Below are 21,905 nucleotides of genomic sequence, written 5' to 3'. Positions count from 1 at the left end.
TAGATGTTTTTAGCTCAGGAAAAAATAAAGCTGTACGACTTAGATTCTTGATTATCTATTTTCAAGTGACTATTAAAGATTTAATTTCTAACATTTTGATTTTTTCTTTCCAAAACCTACTTTTGCAACATAATTAACCCAAATTTAATGAAAGGAATACTAATTTCTTACCTGGCTTGTTTATGCTTTTTTTTGTCCTGTAAAAAGGTAGAAAAAATAGTAGAAACAGTGCCTGACAGTAAGGCAATACAAATTGAAACGCTGATCAATGATCATGCAGATGAATCATCTATTACTTTCTCTGGCCGTTTATTGTACCTCAATGATGAAACAATTCTTGATCATGGTTTTGTTTTAGAATACGAATACCAGAACAACGTTGAGAAAAAAGAAATAAGATATTCGCTAGGAAACAAAGCAATTACAGGAAAGATTAACAATACGATCAAATTCCCCGCTGAAATCGAGAATGCCACTGTTATTAAGTATTACTATTATGTCAAAACAGATAGAGATCTTTATAGAGGAGAATCTACTAGCGTAGCCTTTAATTGGTACGATATCGAATACAATAATGATTTTATCGCTTCTCCTAATGATAAAATCACGGTAATCGGAGATTTTACAAAAATAAAAGACAAATATACGCTGCATGCTAACTATGACAGTAAGGTGGAAATACCCTTTACGGTGGGAAATGATCTGAAAACGTTGACATATACTATTCCTACAGATCAAACACATGGCAATACAATGAATCCAATACTCCTAAATAAGTCTCATGCTACTGGTGTATATGGAAGTGCGACATTACCTTCTGTCAAGATCGTAGGAAAGCTAGAAGAGCCCAAAGATTACAACTATATGTATAGTGAAAAGATAACTTTGAGGGGCCTAGGCTTAAATGGTACGCTAAAAGAACCTTTTTACATCTTGTTTGGCAACAATTCATTGCCATATCAATCTGAAATGGACCTATCCACCTTGACTTATAAGCAACCTGCTACAAGTTATAAATTAGGCTATTTCAACGGAAAAGACTCGGTGTTTTTTAAACAAAAAATTACAATCAAACAACCCCCGGCAAACGCATTACAATTTTATGTCGCAGAGATCCACCCTGGTAGTTCGGGAACATTTATTGGCCTAGATTTCTCCCAATATGCTCAACCTGACCTCACGACATATTCGGTTGGTAATAAACCCGCATATGTGAGATCAAATTGGACGGGGGTGCATGAATTTACTATTGATAACCTTCCTGAAGGTGAATATCCCTTATCGGCAGCTAGCCCTTTTTTTACGTACACAAGTCAAGCTAAAGTTAAGGTCAGCAAGTTGCGCCCAACTACTATAACGCAAAATAGAGGTTATTATGATCATCTAGTAAAGATAACCGGTAATTTTAGAGCAGGCATCCCCTACTTGGTCAAACTTGGCAATCATGATGCTGGTATATCGTCACAATCTTTACGTGATGGTCAAATTGATGTTGTGATTCCGCCTATTCCTCCAGGTACGTATCCTGTTTCTGTCGGTTACCGTGGCAAGGATGATCAAGAATATATAAGTAAAACTAACTTCAATGTGGAAGTACTCGCTCCTGAATTTAACGATTTCTACCCTAAAAAAGGCAAGGCTGGAGACCAAATCACACTGGTAGGCAAAGGGATATATTATGGTATGATTTATTTTGGCGGTCGACTAGTATGGCGCGAGTCGGGTTATGATGAAATTAAATTTACTATACCACGGGATATACAATTTAAAGGAAAGATCGAAATCAACCTTCTTTTTGGAGATAAATGGGTGAAAGGTAAAGAAACATTTGAATTAATCTAATAGCTGAATATTAATATGCTCCTACATAAAAAACTGCAATATATCCTCCTTCTACTAACGATGAGTAGCGTGATGCTATCTATATCGTGTAAGAAAGTACAGGAAGTCGAATATGTACAAACGACCGAAGATAAGATCGTCGTACAAACTCGACATATGGAACAGCTGAGTAAAACTGGTGTTACGCTCTTTGGATCTATCGATACGATACAGAACCAAAAAATCTTAAGTTATGGTTTTATTGTGAAAACGATAGATCAATATGGAACAGAGCGCAAGGAAAAGGAAATCGAGGCGGGTAAAGAAACCACAGGCCCTACGATCACATTTCAATATAAACCGACCGAACCGTTCTCTTTGGATATCACGTACGCATATAGCTTTTACGTACGTACGGCAAAAGGATACTATAGGGGCGAATTCAACTCTTTTAAACTGGATGGATTCAAAAGCCAGACACAAGCATTTGAAAAGTCAAAATCTGGAGACGAACTGGTCGTAAAAGGTGATTTTGAAAAGATAGACGCCAATTATAAGTTTAAAGCATACTTCCAAAACCCCAACACAAAAAGTATAGAAAGTAATGAAATACCTTATATATTAGCTGCGGATAAAAAAACAATCCGCTTTAAAGTACCCTATGCAACAGGGTTATACCATGGTGCGGAAATAGGCTTTTTATTCGAAAGAAAAGAGTTTCCATATGGATCTTTTTATGCTGATGTGGCTAAAACAACTATTCTAGGAGAAGTTCTCCCTCCAACGAAAACAGTATTTAGTCCATATGATATCATAGAGATCAAGGGGATCAATGTACCGCATCATTTGCATGCATCAAAAGATTTCATGTTAATATTTGGTGATATGAGGATACCCTTTGCCAGTGAATTACAGTTTAACCAAATACAAGATCTACGGGTAAAGGGAAATCGTCTTAAATTTGGGTATACCAATGGTGTAGAAACGGTAATCTTTAAAGAGGAAATTGAATTTTATGTTCCGGATCTATTGAAAGTGATGATTGACCAGCCATTTGTCCATCCAGAAAGTTTGGTCAGCATGCGGTGGCCAGGTTTTTCGGATTTTAACGCGGGAATGTATTTTGATTTTACTGTTGGTGGTCTACCTGTAAAACATAATGGTGTAAATGGGGATAACTTTGACTTTACAATCGGTGATCTAAAACCTGGAAACTATACTTTAAATATTAAAGATTCGTTCTATGATATCACGATACCTAATCAGATTACAGTAAAAAACTTTGACTGGATCTCGAGTGATAAATCTAGTGCCTATGAAGGCGAATCGATTACCGTTTACGGAACCTTTTTTAAAGGCGCGATGTACGCCATACAAGGTAAAAATAACCTCTCTTCTGAAATTATGTGCCAAAAAGATGGAGAGATAACGTTTGCTTGGTATCTCAACAATTTTGAAACAAATAAAATCAAGGTTGGTTACATAACAGGAAGTAGAGAAAGTAGACTAAGCGACAAAATACTCGAAATAAATTCACTTGGAATCACATTAGATAGTTTTGCGCCTGCAAGTGGTCTCACGGGTTCGGTGGTCCATGTAAAAGGTAAAAATATCAAATATGCACGGAGGATTCTTATTGGTGATATCCAAATTACACCGATACCGATTAGTAATGACGAAATCATGTTCACCGTACCTATGATGGCCAGCAAAGGGAAGGTTAAAATATCAGCAGAAGCCGCGAACAAAATCTATCAGTCCAGCGGTTATTTTGAAACCTTATGATGAAAAACTATATTGCTACTGTACCCATTATTCCACTTATTTTGAGTTTAATCTCATGAAATAACAAAAAATGAGTGTAAAAGAAAGAATCCCATTGTTAACCAATTTGGGGTTCTTTCTTTTTAGGATGTCTTAGCAGGAGGAACTACACATCTTTATACAATCCCTGCTATGCCATGCTAGATTTTCTACTTGCTCTAATTAGCAGCTCATAACAATTGTTTATCTTGGTTACGAACTGAAAAAAAACAAACTTTGGAATTGGAAAAGTAGGTTATGTGTCATAGTTTTAGGCGCTATGATTTACCATAGTTGCTCTAGAGATGAAAATGAGTATGATCAAGTACCACACAGTGAAATCAAAGATTGGGAAAAGGGTAAACAAGCAGATTGGTCTAATAAAGATAGCTCAGTGATCGTTTACAGCCTTTTTAAAAACCTGTCATTCTTAGACGACTATGTCATGTATTCTTGTATCGAAGTAAGAAATAAACGAGATACATTGTTTTATATCAGACAAGCACAATATGACGTCGACGAAGTTGTATCTGGAGACAGCTTAGTTGTTGCACATCAAGATAATCATGCTATTGGTGGTTGGTGGGAAATAACACCCAGATACCAGCACCGATTAGATGGTGATAGTCTAAAATGGAGTCAAACATTAAAGGACAGAAAAGATATTGCAGCGCAGCTGGGAAATACCAGTCAGTTGAAACATGCGGTCTATAAACTGGAAAAATCTGGCCTAGTAAAAGTCTTTAACAATGATAACCCTTTAGACCGTCAGAACAAGAAATCTTACGATAACGAGGGCATATATCATGTGAGTCCACTGAGCTTCGCTCCTGTTAGTATGTACAATCTAAACGCTATCAGCAAGATATTGTTAACGGATAATCCACCAAAGACTTTAAAAGCGATTCCGATTCTGGATTAATTCCATTAATGTGTTATGTATTTTGAATAAACACGGACTAAATATTCATATGGCAATTCAATCATGATACCCACTCCTTCCCTAAATTGGTGCTTGGTGATCATCGTAACGGTATTCAAGATGATCTAACGAATGAATATTCCCCTCTTTATCCTTACTGTAAAAGATCACCATTTTTCTCCTGAAAAGCAAAAGTGTCCAGTTCTCTTCTGCACCAGACCAAACACAGGTAATAATGTTTTATAGCCCTAATTTTCTATGAAACAGAAAAGTTAAAAAAAATCTTCATGGTTCAGAGTTTTATGTAAGTTATGTCAAAGCACTACCTCTTTTTTTCGTTTATGAGGCTTGTTCCCATAAATATTGTGTTCATAAACTATGATATATTTAAAAATTATTAAATCAGATGAAAATACAACTAATTATTACTATCTTTATTGGAAACAATTATAAAAAATATGAAAAAAATAATTTTACCATTTTTTTTTCTCTTTATTGCACTACTGTCTTGCAGTAAGAGAATGTCGAAAAAGTAGACGAAAAAAACGATACTTCGAGAATAACTTTACTAAATTCAAAAAGTTATGACAGAAACTTTTTATTTATTGAAATGAGCAAAGCAACGGCCATTCCGGTTGATCAATTACGGTTTGAAGAAAACTTGAAATATTTTTACATAGTAGATTATGATAATCTCAAGCTAGATCCAATAAAATATTTAGGCCTATAATCGTACATCATGTAAATTATGAAAAATTTTTTAATCGCATTTTTTGTTCTTTTGATGTGCAATAATGCATTTTCCCAAAATAATATTGTTAATGATGCTGATTTCAGTCCTCCAAACTCAGCACTTCAAAATGGCAAAATAATTGTACAAACTCATACCAATCAAGAATCTATAACTTTAGCTCTAAATCTAGTACGTTGGGCGGGAAGTGAAAGTAAACAATTAGAAGCTGAAGGATATTTTATTTTAGATATAAATTCAAGTGAGCTTATATTATCAGATGTTGTAACTTTTTCAAATTCAGATTTTTCGCCCTCATATGCTATAATTAGTCAGCCAAAATTTATTCCAATTACTTTTAAAGCTAATTTAGTAAAAATAGGAGCTGTAAAGTTTAAGTTTCGTGAAAAAACAAATGGTGCCTGGACAGCCTAGAGGTACTCCTCTAAAAACTTCACTACAGCATACTATATACCTCCTGTAGTTACTCCTGTCACAGAGATAACTGGACCAGATAATTTATGTACTGAAGCGATTTACACAATAACAAATCCAGGAACAATTAGTCTTGACAATGCAGCTGGTATCGCTACACTGACAGCTTTAGGAAATAACCAATGGAAGGTCACGAGAATTGGGCAAGGTACAGGTTCAGTAACTCTAAAATCTGTTATAGGTTCAAAGATTTATAATTATAGCATCTATGTTGGACCACTATTTCATGGTGCAATAGATGGTCCATTAGCATTAAAAAGAGGTTGGAAAGATAGGGAGTACTCTCTCTATACCACTGGAGGACAATATTCAAATCATCAATGGTCAATTTCTGACAATAGTATAATTCTTACTCCAAATGGAACGGAAGTAAAAATCACCGTGCCTTTTTCATATGTAGTAAAAGATATGATGGAAGGAGATTGGATTACGCTAACTTGTAAAATGAATAGTGACTGCGGTCCAGTTACAACAACTTTGCAGATTAACATTATGCCTATGTAAATTCGATAGCAATATATTTAATGACTTATATGGTATATATAATTAAAACACCAGATACAAAATAAAATATATTTGAATTTGACAAGAAGTTATCATTTTCGGTAGTAGCTGAGTGCTTATAAGAGCTTTATTATTAAATAATTAGATAAATAAAACTTTCAAGCAAAGACAAATAGTAATAAAAATCTGTTTGAGAATTCTCAAACAGATTTTTATTACTATTTGTCTCAGTTGTATAGGAACAACGTCCTTTTTAATTAATGCTAAATCAATTTCTATTTTTTTGAGAAATTGCTTGTGTAAGCTGTATAAATCTGAATCTGTGTATCGTCGGCTCTGCTCCCATCGTTAACATCTAGGTTTTTACCTGTGCGCATGGTGGAGGTCTATCATTAATCTACATTTAAAATAACATTTTAATGTTATTTTAAATAAATAAAAGCCATTCTTGGCAGAATGGCTTTTCATGATCTTGATAAAAGGTGATATATCTTATAGGCAGTTAAAAATGAAAAGACTACCAATTTAGCTCATAATTCGTGCTTCTGCCACCCGAATCTGCTTTAATTAGAATACCTTTATTAACTAAATCTGTAATATCTCGTAATGCGGTATCAGCCGATACCTTGGTCATCTTTGCCCATTTTGATGAAGTCAGATTTCCTTCAAAATTATCCATCAATTTATTCAACATCATACGTTGCCTATCGTTACTGATATGAACATTGTTTTGCATCCAAAAGTGATGTTTTCTCACGACTTTATCTATTATCGTATTCGAAGCAATAATAGCTTCTCTAAGGCAGTTTAAAAACCAAACTACCCAATTGGTTATATCAGAATCTCCTTTTTGCGTTTTCTCTAGAATCGTATAATATTCCTTACGTTCTTGTTTAAGTTGCGCAGACATACTATAAAAGCGTTGATTGACACCATCCGCTTTCGATAGTTGCATATCTGTTAATGCACGAGCAATACGTCCGTTTCCATCATCAAATGGATGTACAGTCACAAACCATAAATGTACAATAGCAGCTTTTAAGACTGGATCTATACTAGAATCCATATTAAACCAGCCTATGAATCTCTTCATTTCCTCCTCGAGACGTTCAGCTTTAGGTCCATCAAAGTGTACAACTTCTTTCCCCATTCCTCCCGAAACCACTTGCATATCTCCACTTCTCCATTGTGCTACATCAATCTTGTACAAGCCACTTCTACCGATTGGAAATAATGCGCCATGCCAGCCAAATAATCTTTCTATGCTTATGGTCTTATCTGTAGTCTGTGTAGCATCTATCATCATTTCTACCACACCATCAATATGTCGGTCAGATTGGATCAAACCTGAATTATCTAACCCTAATCGAGTAGCTATTGAAAAGCGCACTTGTTCTGGATTAAGTATTTCACCCTCTATTTCTGATGATTTCACTACATCTTGTATAAGCGTTTCTAAGTTTGCTTCGTCTTGTAATTCAAATCCTAGCAACTCTACTTTTCCAATAAGTTTTCCTTGCAGATGTCTAACTTCGCTTAATAAATTAAGTATCTTCTGGTCTTTCCATTGGAAATCTGTCCAATTATGTCGTTCGTGTATATAGACTGCCATCGCTTCTAAAATTTATGCGGTAAATATAAGCATTATTCACCGCAATAGAAGCGGAGAATAAACTATTTAATATCCGCACAAAATAAGCAGCACAATAGTAGTGTCCATAATATCAACTTATTGAGTTAAATCCCAATGTTATATTGTAGCTTGTTTAGAATCTAAGCTGTGATTCATCAAAATTTGAAATATAAGTGGGTTACTGGGAAAAGACCTCTAATCCGGATAAAACTAAAATAAAAAGTAGGATATATCTGTTCATTGCATACATGTTATGACCTGTACGATGTTTACTACACTGCATATTCATCGCAATTAGGATAATCATTAGAAAGAGCTCTGGTTCTCATCACAATTTGTTTATAAAATAAAAGGTATGTTTTTCATGTATTCTATCTATCCATCCAGAGTTTGAAGGCCCTTACTTTATCTTTAGGAACTACAATTTCAAAATCGGTCTTCGTATTCAGCTTCAATAATAAACTATTTTTAAAATAAGGAATAACTGTTATGACGGCATCAACATGAACGATTACTTGTCTGTTGCATCTAAAAAACTTCAAGGGATCTAACTGATTAACAAGCTCATCAAGTGTGCTTCCTAAAATAAACCGTTCACCTTCGAGCGTTTCCAATATCACGGAATGATCTATATATATGTAACAAATATGAGAAGTTTTAACCACAAAATACTTTTCACCTTTTTTAATCAGAAATCGTTCACGTAAAATATTTTTAGAATTATAAGTATCGAGTTGTTTAATTATCCGGCGTAAAGAACTATCGATTTTATAATTTGAACTATTCTGAAACACCTTTTTAATCATATCATCAAACTGTATTTGTGAAATTGGTTTCAAAAGATAGGACAATGCATTATAATCAAATGCTTTTATAGCATATTGATCAAACGCTGTAGTAAATACAATAGGGCAATTGACCTCTAAATTGGCAAATAGTTCGAATACTAAGCCATCACTCAGTTGGATATCCAACAATAATAAATCTGGCTCACCGTTGAGCATGAACCATTTTTCAGCCTCCTCAATACTTTTCAGCCATGCTATAATCGAAAGAGATTCCATTTTAGCCTTTCGAACTAGCCTTTCAATATTATTGTAAGCTGCGATTTCGTCTTCAACGACTACAATTTTCATATGCCATTAATTTAATTTTTCCTTTGGTTTGATGGGATTGTAATATTGGTACTTTGACAATGAAGAAATTGCCAACGATATCAATTTCCACTTCTGTTGTTGAAAGCATCGAATATATTTTCCTTAAGCTTGCCAGACCAATCCCACTGTTTTCCTTCGCAAAAGAATTCCTTTTACCAAACATATTATTTGAGACAATCACAAACTGGGAGTTTACATTGATCGTACATATCACTTGATGACGATCATCAATAATGTTGTGTTTTATTACATTTTCAACAAGATTATATATTGACAAAGGAGGAATAACAGCCTTATCGTCAAGTTGGTGTGAATAATTTATCGAAACGATTAAATTGGTACCATATCTTTCCTGAGTCATCTTGACGAATTTCTCGACGATCAAAAGCTCTTCCACTAATGATACCGTTTGGTTGTCCGCGTTCTTTAAAAGATATCGGTACAGCTCGGAAAGATTATGTAAAAAGTTCAATGCTTTGGGATTATTATCATCTATCAGAGAATAAAGCGTATTAAGATTATTAAATAAGAAATGGTGTTCTAACTGGCTTTTTATCGCATTGATACTGGCCGTTTGAAGTTGCTCCTGTAATAGAACATTTCTGCGCATATTTGAGATAGACACAGTTACTGCACCATAAATTATAGAATAGATATTTAATCCAAGCCACGTGGGAAAGAAGCGGCTAGTTAAAAAGAGTCCAAAAGATTCTTTGACGTTCCAGGTTCCCAAATAATACTCCAGCAGCTTTTCGAGCACTGTAACAAACACACCAATTAAGAGAAATGCTAAAATTTGTATTAATCTATTAAGTTTAGGCTTTTGAAAATCAAATTGTCCACAGTACCACATTAAAAATGCCACTGGAATGCTATAAATTAAAGATCTTGGAAAGATCGATAGAAAGAAGTCGGAGATAGAACCCAACGCATAGTCGGAACTAAACTTAACTTCACTTGATAGAATAATGGCAAACAATAAAAAAGCAAACAGATAAGCCCTAAAATATGTACTCAAAAATTTCTTCATTGATCCTTATATTATGGAATAGTTTTTTTAGTTTTAATGATCTAATTACTCTCTTTTAATTAACTGGGATCGCCGTACCTCCAGCGTTCTTGTCTTCAATAACATCCGAATCATCCTTTTTGCCACTCTTTTTAATTTTTCCAAATTGATAACGAAAACTTAGACGTAATTGTCGTATTTGTGCTACTATTGTAGAATTTTGATTAAAATTATGTCCTGAAACTTCATTATGTAATTTTACATTTTTATGGAATGGCTCTAATATCGATAGAGAAATACTTGAACTTTTATTTATTATACTTTTCTTCACACCAATCATTGAATACGAGAGCGCATCTGAATACCCCTGCAAATTAATTTCTCTCGTATTATAGTTCGAATATAAGTCTAATGAGTAACCTTTACTGAATCTTGCAGAAGCAAAAATACTGGCATTCATGATAAGCCCTTTATTGGAATACGCGTCACTTGAAAGTTTTCTATAAAAAATATTTAAATTTGGTGAAATAGAAAATTTTGAATTCTGATATGAAAAATAGATATTTCCTCCTAAAGATCTACTTTTTCCTATATTTTGAAAGGTAACAGAGGTTGAGCCATCTGAACCTACATCTCTTTTCTCTTGAATAGAATTATTCACGATTGTAAAAAAAGGTGACACTGTAAAAAACAATTTGTCAACTGAGAAATTTGAATACGCAAACTCTATTTGATGACTTTTTTCAGGTTTCAGGTTTGGATTTCCAGAACGGACATTATTGACATCTGCTCGATTTATAAATGGGTTTAGAAACGTAATACCCGGTCTCTGTAACCTCTGATTATAACTTAATCGTATTGAATGCTTAGTCTTCTCGAAAGACTTTACGAAAGACAAACTTGGCAAAAGATGACCAAAATCATTTTCGAAAGAATGCAATCGGTCAACTCTTCCATCATTTATTGTATTTTCGTAACGCAATCCCGTAGAGGATCGGAAACCTTTTCCTAATGAAACATTGTAACTGTTATAAACAGAAATAATCTGCTGATCATAATCCATATCATTAAATGAACTGTCCATAAGTTCAAAACTTTGGCTAGCATAATCGAATGCCGACATCTGCGAAGAGCTATTAAAAGCTCTTCCAATATATTTCATTCCTAATTCAAAATTGATCCTTTTAGAAAGAGGTTTCGAATAATCTATTTGTGCCGACAGTTCTTTACGCTTTTGTAAATTAAAACTTCTATCATCGTAAGCACGAGCTTGATTAAGAAAATAATGGTTATTATCCTTCGATGAACTTAATATAATCGATGAAATTAAAACGTGGTTTTCACCCTTCATCTTTAAATTGTGATCAAGATGTAAAGAATAACCTGGTTTTTTAATCTTATTATCTATAGAGCGTGAATTTGCACCCGTTCCCACTCCATCAGACGAGGTCAAGAAATTTATATCCTCATATCGATCATTATTAACATCATTCACCTGAATTCCGGCAGATAAAATATTTTTTTGAGAGAAGCTATAGCTTGATGACAGATTGGCTCCATAAGAACGCCCAATGGTCTTTATATCACTTTCTTGAAATAAATGCTGTGTTTGATCTCCATAGCTATTTCTCTCTAATGTAGAATGAATTTTATTCCTGTAATAATTGGAAGTTAAAGAAACACTTGAAGAAAACTTTGTCGTACTAATACCCCCTCCTGCTGCTATATTCGTATTTCCAATGGATCCCGCCGAAATATTAACAAATGCATTTATCCCTTTAAGATCTTTTTTTGTTATTATATTTATGATGCCGACAGTACCCTCTGCATCATATTTGGCACCTGGATTTGTAATGACTTCTACACGCTTAATCATACTTGCTGGAACTAATTTCAACGCGTCCGAAACTGATCCAGCAATCAGAGTAGAAGGCTTGTCATTAATGAATACTTTTACGCTAGAACTTCCACGTAATTTGACCTCCCCATTAAAATCAACGCTGACATATGGTACTTTTCTTAATAATTCGTCTGCAGTAAAAGTATCAGAATTATTCCCTCCATCAACGTTATAAATTAATTTACCATCATTTTCTTCCACTAATGGAACTTTTATTTGCACAGACACCTCGCCAATGGTTCGGCTCTTTTGAAAAAGCTTAATTATTAAAGGCTCTTTTGAGCGTGACGCAGTTAATAGCAAATCCAAACTATCGTAACCAATGTGTGAAATTTTAAGTAATAGTGAATCCCTGAGAACTTTGCGGATCTGAAATCTTCCCGCCTGATCAGATGACAATTTGTCGACAATTTCTCCATTATTAATGGAGATTACTTGAATAGTCGCAGACGGGATGACTTTCTCTGTTGCTTGTTCTAAAATTTTCCCATAGAATATAACGCTATCTAATCCAATTCTCTGCGGTATTACATTTTCTACTTTTTTTATGGAGCCCCCTTTTAATAGTAAAACAGATGTCAGTGAAAAAAATAATACGAAGGAAATTCTTCTTATGCTCATATTAAATTAGTTTATAGATCTAAACTAGATAAGCATCTTTAAAATTCCATCCACAAAACGATGAGGTCGAAATTCCGCCATTTAAAACCGAATTTTTGCACTTCATTAAATTTAAACAATGGGATGATAAAATAAACCCTATTAAATTTTAACCTATCGCAGTATTCGTCTTTTGTAGATCTCATTCTTCCTGACCAACTATTTCGCAGCAAGAACAATCCTGTAAATTAATATCCTCTTGATTTCAATTTTAATAAATATACTGATTTTTACCATTACTAGGATATTTAAATAGAAGCATCAGCTGGAAGATATTGTAACTTTCTCTAAAACTAATGAAGCTTTTGGGGAACTGTCCAACATGTCAGCTCTTTTCCCACTATCTAATGATATGATAATCTCTGATGCCGAACCGTTGTATCAAGCTATGCGTTATTCTCTATTTCCTAATAGCTCAAAAAGAAATCAATATGACTTGATTCAAGACATACAAACATAGGCCATTCCGTACTTAACAACGGATAAAGATCAAGTCGTTTTAGTGAATTCGTCTCATTAATACTTTGGTAACATAGCACTGATTTAAACAATATCTGTATCAATATGATCCAGTTCGACCACTTTATCGACAAGTGTTTCAGGAATTACGAAATTTATTGGCTTTTTTGGTCAGATTCAGTTTTTTGTATTTTCTGTGAATTTATAAGCGCAAGGATTTCTCTTGTCGAAAATCGATACCACGGACAACTTGTAGCAACTGGATTTTACTGATAATAACAGCTTATACATCTGCATAGAGTGGTGGGGATTACATGGATTCAGCATTTTACAAAGCGCACAATCAAATAAAATCTTGATATAATTTCATTTTGAAATAACCTTATATTTATATATATTTAATATCAGTTTCGTTACTTTAACCAAAATAACCTAGGGGTCATATTATAATGGATGTGAAAGGATTTTCATGTAGTTTAGATGAGTTTAATCGCTTTAAATTAGGGGATGAACGTGCCTTCTATAAGATATTTGAATATTATAAGCCAATCTTGTTCCAACGCATAAGTCGACTATGTCCTTCTCAGGTTGATGCTGAAGAGATCCTGCAGGAGATCTTTATCCAGTTATTTTTAAAACGCCAGGATATCCCTGATGTTGCAGCAATTTATCCTTTCTTATATATTGTTGCAAAAAGAATGGCTATTTCTGCATTTAGAAAGGAAGCCGTTCGTCAACGCTTTGAATTAACGCAGTATTCGCAATGGGACGAAACACATGACCGGTTAGGAAAACAGATTGAAGACAAGGATCTGATCGTGTTTTTAAATGCAGTTGTTAATCAACTGCCTAAACAACAGCAAGTCATTTTTCGAATGAATAAGATCGATGAACTGAGTTATTCGGAAATATCAGATCAAATCGGGATCTCAAAAAATACGGTCAGGAATCACCTTGTGGCTGCCTATCATTTTGTCCGTTTAAGGTTAGAGAACATCTTATTTCTTATATTTTTCATAAAAAATATCTTTTAACTAGTCCATCTTAGTTTGTGGCGCGATTAATCTAATAGCGCACAATAAATAGAAGATGTCTAAAGTAGAAGCATATAAAAAACTTATCCGCCAGTTCTATGCAGGATCCCTTCAGGGAACTGCGAAAGAAAATTTTATCAAATATATTGAAGATCCAGAGTTTTTGGAGGCTTGGGAAGAGTTGATGGAACAAGATACGGATGAAAATACTTCGCTTAGAGAGCCTGACGCATCACAATTATTTGCCAGAATACAATCCGACGACCGTGTTAAAAATAGTTTAACCGGCATACCTGATCGCTCAGCATCAAAAATAAAAATCTTCAAAAGTATAGCGACTGCTGCAATAGTGTTATTGCTTGGCACAGCGGCTTATCTAATTTGGAACCAAAATGAAAAGGAAATCAACCAAATAGCTCATCTCCAAAATGTAGATGCCGAAATAAAGGTTTTGCCTGGAACGAATAAAGCACAAATTATTTTAGAGAATGGATCACGTATTGACCTGGAAAAAATTAAAGGTGATACGGTGATCGCTAATGGTGATTTTGATATTGTGAAAACAGCGGATGGCTCGATATCTTATCGTCCAAAATACCCGGGTAAAGAATCATCAAAATTGGTCCATAATACCATCGTGACACCTGGAGGTGGAGAGTATAAATTGATCTTGCCGGATGGGACAAAGGTCTGGTTAAATGCCATGACGACTCTTCGATATCCAGTTCAATTTAATAAAGATATTCGAGAGATTGAGATGACTGGTGAAGCCTATTTTGAGGTTGCGAAAGTGGTGAAGGCAGATAAACGGGTGCCATTTATCATCCACACAGGATCTCAAAAATTGGAGGTATTAGGAACGGTCTTCAATGTGCAGCATTATGGACAAAAGATTGTCACCACACTGCTGGAAGGTAAAGTGAAATTAAACTTTGCGGGCAGTGGTCCTGATGGACAATATTTATCGCCCGATGAACAAGCAACATTTGATATGGCTAGTAATCGGGTCAAGAAGGTACAAGTAGATCCTTTCTATTTTTCGGCATGGAAAGACGGAAAATTTGCATTTGAAAAGACAGCTATTGAGGAGGTAATGGAAGCAATAAGTCGATGGTATGATGTGGAAGTTATCTTTAAGAATGAATTGAAAGATTTTCAGTTTTCGGGAACAATATCCAAATATGAAGATATTAATAAACTGCTTCAAACAATTGAACTGGTGGGAGGCATACATTTCCAATTAAAAGGAAGGAGAATTTATGTAATGAAATAATATCTACCCATGTGAAAAATTTCAGGAGCGTTGCGACCGCCCCTGAAGTTATGTCTTTAGAAAAGACAGTAGGCCGAACAAATCTTAACTTATAAAAACACTGATCAACCGTATGCAAAAGTACAAAAAAATTCGGTGTGGAATGCCTATGAATTTTAGGCAAACCTACACCTTTAACCCATTGACTATGAAATTGTCAATCGCACTACCTTTATTATTTGCCACAGCTTTACAAGTAAGCGCCCTCACCTATGGTCAGGGTATAAATTTGAAGAAACAAAATGTTAAACTGGAGACCGTGATCAAGGATCTGCAAAAGCAAAGTGGTTTCAATATTTTGTATAAGGAATCGCTGGTGTCCAATACAAAAAGAATAAATATCAATTATCGTAACGCTCCATTTGAAACTGTTCTGAAAGATATTCTTGCTCCATATCAGATCACTTATAGGATGGTTGATAATAACGTGGTGCTGAGCAAAGCACTGCCAAGAACTGCCCCTGCGATCGAAACCCACACTCCTGTAGCACTCGTACAGCAACGGAAAATTAAAGGAAAAATTTTAGATGCTGCTGGTCTACCGCTAAGCAATGTAACAGTCACGGAAAAGGGGACGTCAAATAAAACTGGTAGCGCTGAAAATGGGCAGTTTGAGATCCAACTGTCTGGTAACAATGTAACGTTGCAATTTTCAATAGTTGGTTTCCAGCCACAGGAACTCGCTATAGCAGGTCAGTCGGATGTGATTGTGTATATGAAACCAGCGATTACGGCCATGGACGAAGTGGTTGTGGTGGGCTATGGTGAGCAAAAACGTGTCAATCTGACTGGAGCGGTTAGTCAGATATCGGGTAAAGAATTTGAGGACAGACCTGTCACCCAATTAACGCAGGCCCTGCAGGGAACAATTCCCAATTTAAATATCGTATTTGGATCTGGAAAACCTGGAAATAGCGGAACTGTAAATATACGTGGTAATACATCTATCAATGGCGGGGGGCCATTGATCTTGATCGATGGTATACTGGGCACATTGGACCGGGTCAATCCAAATGATGTGGAGTCTGTGACGGTCTTAAAAGATGCTTCTGCAGCTGCTGTATATGGTGCGCGTGGAGCTTTTGGAGTGGTATTGGTAACCACTAAAAAAGGAAGTAAAAACGGCAAATCGACTATTGATTATAGTAATAACATCGGTTTTACGAAACATGCCACTAATACGGATTTTATAACGAGTGGATATTGGAACGCAAAACTCAATGATGATGCGATGTACAATGCATTGGGTTATCGGACTACCCGTTATACCGATGAGGATTACGAAGAGCTATTCGCCAGGGTCAATGATCAAGTTGAAAATCCCGACCGTCCGTGGGTAGTGGTCAAAAAAGATGCAAGTGGTCGAGATATCTATCGCTACTATGGTAATTTTGATTGGTTCAATTATCTGTATGATGATAGCAGGCCCAAGAGTGAACATAACCTGTCGTTCTCTGGATCTACAGGAAATACCCGATATGCGCTGTCCGGATCGAAGGCCAACGAACAGGGTATCTTCAATATTGATCCTGATCGGTTTGGGAGATACAATTTACGGGCTAACATCGCCAGTGATGTTAGAGAATGGTTAACGGTAAGCAATAGTACGCACTTTTTCAAATCATCTTATGATTGGGCAGGATTGGAAAATAATTTTAGTACGGTAGCTAATAACGTGAGCAACAGTCCAACCTATCATTATCATGCCATGTACGTCCCTCGCAATCCAGATGGGACATTAACAGGATATTCAGGCATCAACAGTTACCCGATCGGCTATGGCCTGCACAATGCCCTAGAAAGTGGCAATATGAGGGGGTATACACGTGGTACTGAGTTTACCAATATGACAGAAGCGGTTGTTAAACTGGGTAAAGGTTTGAGCGTAACGGGGAATTATTCCTACCGGGAGTATCGATCTGATTATTCTTACAGACAGACCAAACAACTATATTCCAAGTATCCAGGGGTGATGGAACTATCTTCTCTTTCGCAGTTAAATCAAGACAAGCTGAGAGAAAGTATGAGTAAATATGTCTGGCATTTTATCAATGTATTTGCCACTTATAAAAAAGATTTTGCTGATCATCATTTTACAGCCATGGCGGGCTTCAATCAAGAAGATCGTATGTACAAAAGAATCGGCGGAATCGGACAAGATTTGCTTTCTGAAAGTTTAAATGATCTAGACTTGGTCATCGGTGAAAAACAATTTGAAGCTGGTGCAGATGAATGGGCGCTAAGAGGTGGGTTTTATAGATTAAACTACGATTATTTAGGAAAATATCTGTTTGAGGTGAGTGGAAGATATGATGGCACTTCTCGTTTTCCTAAACATAGTCGTTTTGGATTTTTCCCCTCTTTTTCTGCAGGTTGGCGCATCAGTGAGGAAAAGTTTTTCCAACCGTTGAAAAATACCGTCAATAATTTGAAATTGCGTTATTCTTACGGATCGTTAGGAAACCAGGAGGTCAGTACGTATGCGTATATCTCATCAATGGGTACTGGACAGATTTCCTATCTTGTCAATGGACAGAAATTGAATGTGGCCAATAATCCTGCGCCTGTTGCCCCTACTTTGACCTGGGAAGAGATCACAACGAGTAATATTGGTCTAGACTTCAGCATGTTCAACAATCGGTTGGATTTTCAATCAGATCTATACGTACGGCAGACAAAAGGTATGCTGAGCAGAGGAAAAACGCAACCCGCAGTTTTTGGAGCAGCAGAACCTCAAGAAAATGCGGCCGATCTGAAGACAAAAGGATTTGAAGTTTCTTTGCTTTGGAAAGATCAATTTGCTGTAGCAGGTAAAGCATTTCATTACTCTGTTCGCGCGATGCTGTCCGATTACCAAGCTGAGATCACAAAATTTGCCAATGATGCGGGTCTGTTAAATAACTACTATACAGGACAAAAATTGGGTGAAATCTGGGGATACAAATACGATGGCCTTTTCAAAACGACCGAAGAAGCTCAGGCCTACGCTAAGCTTGTCAATCAAGATCAAATCAACAGAAGACGTGTGCAAGCTCCTACTGCTGATCTTCGGATGTTGCAAGCTGGAGATATCAAGATTTTGGACTTGAATGACGATGGAATTATTAACGCTGGAGATAATACCTTGAACAATCCTGGAGACCGGACCGTCATCGGTAATGATCAGCCTCGCTATTCCTACGGGCTCAATTTATCGGCCAACTGGAACGGTATTGATGCTTCGGTATTCCTACAGGGAGTGGGGCGCCAAAATTGGTACCCTAATCTGGAAGCGCAGGCATTTTGGTCTGTGTACGCAAGACCGTATGATTCCTTTATCCCGGCCAATTTTCAAGATAAAATATGGTCTCCTGAAAATCCGGATGCTTATTTTCCTTTCTTGAGAGGTTATACTGCCCAGAATTCGGAATTATCTGTCGCTAATGATATGTATATCCAAGATATAGCGTATTTGAAACTAAGAAACCTGACCATAGGATACACGCTTCCGATGTCACTGACAGAGCGCGTGCACATCAATAAATTGCGTGTATTTTTTAGTGGAGAAAACCTCCATACTTGGACCAAATTAAAGACCGATTACATTGATCCAGAACAAGTTATGACAGACAATACAGGAAGAAGTTATCCTGTAGGACGAGTGTTTTCATTTGGAGTACAAGTTTCATTGTAAATCGTATAAATCAGTTAAATCATGAAAACAAATAATACTTATATAAAATTTGCGGCATTTGCAGCAGTTCTTCTCTTTAATTCCTGTAACGATCAATATCTGGAGCGATACCCTTTATCTGAATTAGCTCCAGAAAACTATTTTCGTACAGCATCAGAATTACAGACCTATACCAATGCTTTTTATAGTGATCTGCCGGATGCATTAGCGATTCACTATAACAATCCCAATCAAGGTGATGATGAGGCCCGGAATACATTAGCAGCCGAATTTCAAGGTACGCGAACGACTCCATCTAGTGGCGGAGGATGGAGTTGGACGGTGCTGCGCAAGATTAACTTTTATTTGGCCAATTCACATAAATGTGCCGATGAAGGAGAGCGCTTGCAGTATGATGGAGTAGCTCGATTTTTTAGAGCATACTTCTATTTTGACAAGATTCAGCGATTTGGTGATGTGCCTTTGTACGAAACAGTAAACGAATTGGATGACCCTGCCATGTTTAAAGCAAGAGATTCACGAAAAATTGTTTTTGCTAAAGTTATAGAAGATCTTGATTATGCTATCGCAAACTGTCGTGACACGAAAAGTGCGCAGCTGATAACCAAATGGACAGCATTGGCCTACAAATCGAGAATATGTCTATTCGAAGGCACCTTTCGTAAATACCATGGTTTAGGAGATTGGGAAGCCATCTTGGAAGAGGGAGTAAAAGCCGCTGATGAGCTGATGAAATCGAATACCTATAGTATCTATAAAAGTGACGAAAAAAGAGCCTATCACGAACTTTTTATTGCAGAGGATGCTATAGCTTCGGAGATGATCTTGTCCAGACAATATAGTGCTGCAGTACCGTATGTGCATTCGGCCAATTTTTATATCCTGTCTGCATCTTATGGCAGGCCGGGAATGGTGAAGCAATTGGTCAATAGTTATTTAATGAAAGATGGCACCCGCTTTACCGATAAGCCTAATTTTGAAAAGATCGGTTTCTATGAAGAGACGCAAAATAGGGATCCGCGTCTATCTCAGACTATCCGTACTCCAGGTTATAAAAGGATCGGTGCTACGACAACCTCAGTCCCTGATTTTGCAACATCAGTTACAGGATATCAATATATTAAATATATACTTGCTCCCGCATTTGATGCCGGTCAGTCGACCAATGATATGCCGATCATAAGATATGCAGAGGTATTATTGAATTATGCAGAAGCGAAAGCTGAATTAGGAAATTTGACACAGGCTGATATCGATCGCAGCATCAAACTACTACGCGATCGTGTGGGAATGCCTAATCTGTTATTAAGTGCTGCAAACTCCGCTCCTGACCCCTATTTATTGGCAAGTTATCCTCATGTAACCAAAAGTGGACAGACTGGTGCCATATTAGAGATTCGTCGGGAGCGTCGTATTGAATTAGTAAAAGAAGGTTTGCGCTATCAAGATCTATTACGCTGGAAGGAAGGGGCAAAGCTCGCTCAACCATTTTATGGCATGTATTTTTCAGGAGCAGGCGAATATGATCTAGACCAAGATGGTAAGTTGGACTTAGTTATTTACCAAGGAACTGCGCCAACAAAAAAACCGGGTGTCCAATATCAGAAACTGGGAGAACTGGTATTAGAAAATGGCAGTAATGGTGGTCGCATTGTCAATTTACCTGACATTGATAAGAAATGGATAGAATCAAAAGATTATTATTATCCTATTCCTACCCAAGAGCTTCAACTGAATAATAAACTGGAACAAAACGAGGGCTGGGATAAATCGGGCACTTAGTAAGGGCTTAATCGACATCTTATGAGTAAGGTCGATGGACCTTACTCCTATCTTTTATATCAATAAAATAGCATAGAACTTTTTAATTTTACTTATAATAATATTATGAAAAAAAATAGATTATTTCCTATATTACTGATCCTTTGTATCGTGACGACTGCCCAGGTTGCAATGGCCCAAGAGCATTTGAAAATCGTATCCTATAATGTACTATATGGACTCAAAAAAGATTCGGTCAATATCGATCGATTTGTCAATTTTACGAAGGATTGGAGCCCCGACGTGATTGCATTGGAAGAAATGAATGGATACACGCAAAAGACATTGGAACAATTGGGACAACAGATAAAACATGATTATGTGTTGCAATCTAAAGAAGAAGGCTTTCCGGTTGCCATAACATCGAAATATCCATTGGTAAATTTTCGTAAGGTCACGGAAAATATGTGGCATAGTTACCTATATGCGAAAATAAAGGGAGTGCATTTTTTTGTTATTCATTTTTCACCGTTTAATTATCAAAAAAGATTAAAAGAAGTGACGGACGTATTGGCTCAAGCAAAGGAAATCCCTGCCCATGAGCCGATCTTGATCATGGGCGATTTCAATTCGCTAGATGCATCTGATCGAGAGCAATACAATAATAAAGTTTTGGCAGGTATGCTGGAAAATGAAAAAAAGCATGACCACATTCGTAATCTCAATAATGGCCAGATTGATTACAGTGTGTTAGGTAAATTAAAAGAAGCCGGATTTCAAGATACATACCGCGTATTGCATCAAAATTTTGAAAGTACTGTACCAACATTTAAAGATGGGAATGGTCAAATGAAACAAAGTGCAACAGGTGTACCAAAACGGATCGATTTTATCTGGGCTAATGCCCGCGCTGCTAAGATGGTGATCAAAAGTGGTGTTATAAAGAATGAATTTACCCATTATATATCTGATCATTATCCCACTTATGTGGAATTGGATCTGATGCAATAATAAAAAGCAAGATTTCAAGAA

General features: G+C 36.2%; 13 protein-coding genes. 9 read left to right on the top strand and 4 right to left on the bottom strand.

Annotated elements, in window-relative coordinates; all coding sequences use genetic code 11:
* Positions 1–147: 147 nt before the first annotated feature.
* The 4 genes from AC06G9_RS08900 (at position 148) to AC06G9_RS08885 (ending at position 5,711) form a co-directional block, all read left to right on the top strand.
* Positions 148–1,842 carry a hypothetical protein gene (locus AC06G9_RS08900; protein ID WP_480957919.1) on the top strand — a complete coding sequence of 565 codons (1,695 nt, stop codon included), beginning with the start codon at positions 148–150 and terminating at the stop codon, positions 1,840–1,842.
* Positions 1,843–1,857: 15 nt separating this feature from the next.
* Entirely contained in the window at positions 1,858–3,606 is a 1,749-nt protein-coding gene (locus AC06G9_RS08895) for an IPT/TIG domain-containing protein (RefSeq protein ID WP_480957918.1), read from the top strand.
* Between the two features lie 298 nt (positions 3,607–3,904).
* Complete coding sequence (locus AC06G9_RS08890) at positions 3,905–4,546, top strand: hypothetical protein (protein WP_480957917.1); 642 nt, start codon at positions 3,905–3,907, stop codon at positions 4,544–4,546.
* A gap of 748 nt (positions 4,547–5,294) precedes the next feature.
* Complete coding sequence (locus tag AC06G9_RS08885; RefSeq protein ID WP_146170993.1) at positions 5,295–5,711, top strand: hypothetical protein; 417 nt, start codon at positions 5,295–5,297, stop codon at positions 5,709–5,711.
* A gap of 1,081 nt (positions 5,712–6,792) precedes the next feature.
* On the opposite strand, the gene AC06G9_RS08880 is transcribed toward AC06G9_RS08885, so the two are convergent.
* The 4 genes from AC06G9_RS08880 to AC06G9_RS08865 form a co-directional block, all read right to left on the bottom strand.
* Positions 6,793–7,887: a Fic family protein gene (locus tag AC06G9_RS08880; RefSeq protein WP_108157680.1), complete on the bottom strand. Its 1,095-nt coding sequence runs from the start codon at positions 7,885–7,887 to the stop codon at positions 6,793–6,795.
* Positions 7,888–8,279: 392 nt separating this feature from the next.
* Positions 8,280–9,044, bottom strand: a complete 765-nt coding sequence (locus AC06G9_RS08875; protein ID WP_108157679.1) for a LytR/AlgR family response regulator transcription factor — start codon at positions 9,042–9,044, stop codon at positions 8,280–8,282.
* On the bottom strand, positions 9,025–10,095 hold the full coding sequence (locus AC06G9_RS08870; protein WP_480957916.1) for a sensor histidine kinase: 1,071 nt from the start codon (positions 10,093–10,095) through the stop codon (positions 9,025–9,027). The genes AC06G9_RS08875 and AC06G9_RS08870 overlap by 20 nt, the downstream gene beginning before the upstream one ends.
* 55 nt (positions 10,096–10,150) lie before the next feature.
* The gene (locus AC06G9_RS08865) at positions 10,151–12,595 is read right to left on the bottom strand and encodes a TonB-dependent receptor (protein WP_480957915.1); all 2,445 of its coding nucleotides are present in this window, start codon (positions 12,593–12,595) and stop codon (positions 10,151–10,153) included.
* Positions 12,596–13,542: 947 nt separating this feature from the next.
* Between AC06G9_RS08865 and AC06G9_RS08860 the strand changes: the two genes are divergently transcribed.
* The 5 genes from AC06G9_RS08860 (at position 13,543) to AC06G9_RS08840 (ending at position 21,884) form a co-directional block, all read left to right on the top strand.
* Positions 13,543–14,127 carry an RNA polymerase sigma factor gene (locus tag AC06G9_RS08860; RefSeq protein WP_108157676.1) on the top strand — a complete coding sequence of 195 codons (585 nt, stop codon included), beginning with the start codon at positions 13,543–13,545 and terminating at the stop codon, positions 14,125–14,127.
* Between the two features lie 55 nt (positions 14,128–14,182).
* Complete coding sequence (locus AC06G9_RS08855; RefSeq protein ID WP_108157675.1) at positions 14,183–15,400, top strand: FecR family protein; 1,218 nt, start codon at positions 14,183–14,185, stop codon at positions 15,398–15,400.
* A 187-nt stretch (positions 15,401–15,587) separates the two neighbouring features.
* The gene (locus AC06G9_RS08850) at positions 15,588–19,112 is read left to right on the top strand and encodes a TonB-dependent receptor (protein ID WP_170114459.1); all 3,525 of its coding nucleotides are present in this window, start codon (positions 15,588–15,590) and stop codon (positions 19,110–19,112) included.
* 21 nt (positions 19,113–19,133) lie between these two features.
* On the top strand, positions 19,134–20,894 hold the full coding sequence (locus AC06G9_RS08845; RefSeq protein WP_480957914.1) for a RagB/SusD family nutrient uptake outer membrane protein: 1,761 nt from the start codon (positions 19,134–19,136) through the stop codon (positions 20,892–20,894).
* 105 nt (positions 20,895–20,999) lie between these two features.
* Entirely contained in the window at positions 21,000–21,884 is an 885-nt protein-coding gene (locus AC06G9_RS08840) for an endonuclease/exonuclease/phosphatase family protein (RefSeq protein ID WP_108157672.1), read from the top strand.
* Positions 21,885–21,905: the final 21 nt, after the last annotated feature.

This window comes from Sphingobacterium sp. MAE, assembly GCF_056711605.1.
The sequence above is the reverse complement of the archived record's forward strand: the minus strand, read 5'-3'. Positions and strand labels throughout refer to the sequence as shown.

Bases quoted from the DNA above. Each gene is read 5' to 3' on its own strand.
- AC06G9_RS08840 (WP_108157672.1), top strand. From the start codon at position 21,000: ATGAAAAAAAATAGATTATTTCCTATATTACTGATCCTTTGTATCGTG.
- AC06G9_RS08855 (WP_108157675.1), top strand. From the start codon at position 14,183: ATGTCTAAAGTAGAAGCATATAAAAAACTTATCCGCCAGTTCTATGCA.
- AC06G9_RS08900 (WP_480957919.1), top strand. From the start codon at position 148: ATGAAAGGAATACTAATTTCTTACCTGGCTTGTTTATGCTTTTTTTTG.
- AC06G9_RS08880 (WP_108157680.1), bottom strand. From the start codon at position 7,887: ATGGCAGTCTATATACACGAACGACATAATTGGACAGATTTCCAATGG.
- AC06G9_RS08895 (WP_480957918.1), top strand. From the start codon at position 1,858: ATGCTCCTACATAAAAAACTGCAATATATCCTCCTTCTACTAACGATG.
- AC06G9_RS08885 (WP_146170993.1), top strand. From the start codon at position 5,295: ATGAAAAATTTTTTAATCGCATTTTTTGTTCTTTTGATGTGCAATAAT.
- AC06G9_RS08870 (WP_480957916.1), bottom strand. From the start codon at position 10,095: ATGAAGAAATTTTTGAGTACATATTTTAGGGCTTATCTGTTTGCTTTT.
- AC06G9_RS08850 (WP_170114459.1), top strand. From the start codon at position 15,588: ATGAAATTGTCAATCGCACTACCTTTATTATTTGCCACAGCTTTACAA.
- AC06G9_RS08865 (WP_480957915.1), bottom strand. From the start codon at position 12,595: ATGAGCATAAGAAGAATTTCCTTCGTATTATTTTTTTCACTGACATCT.
- AC06G9_RS08890 (WP_480957917.1), top strand. From the start codon at position 3,905: ATGATTTACCATAGTTGCTCTAGAGATGAAAATGAGTATGATCAAGTA.
- AC06G9_RS08860 (WP_108157676.1), top strand. From the start codon at position 13,543: ATGGATGTGAAAGGATTTTCATGTAGTTTAGATGAGTTTAATCGCTTT.
- AC06G9_RS08845 (WP_480957914.1), top strand. From the start codon at position 19,134: ATGAAAACAAATAATACTTATATAAAATTTGCGGCATTTGCAGCAGTT.
- AC06G9_RS08875 (WP_108157679.1), bottom strand. From the start codon at position 9,044: ATGAAAATTGTAGTCGTTGAAGACGAAATCGCAGCTTACAATAATATT.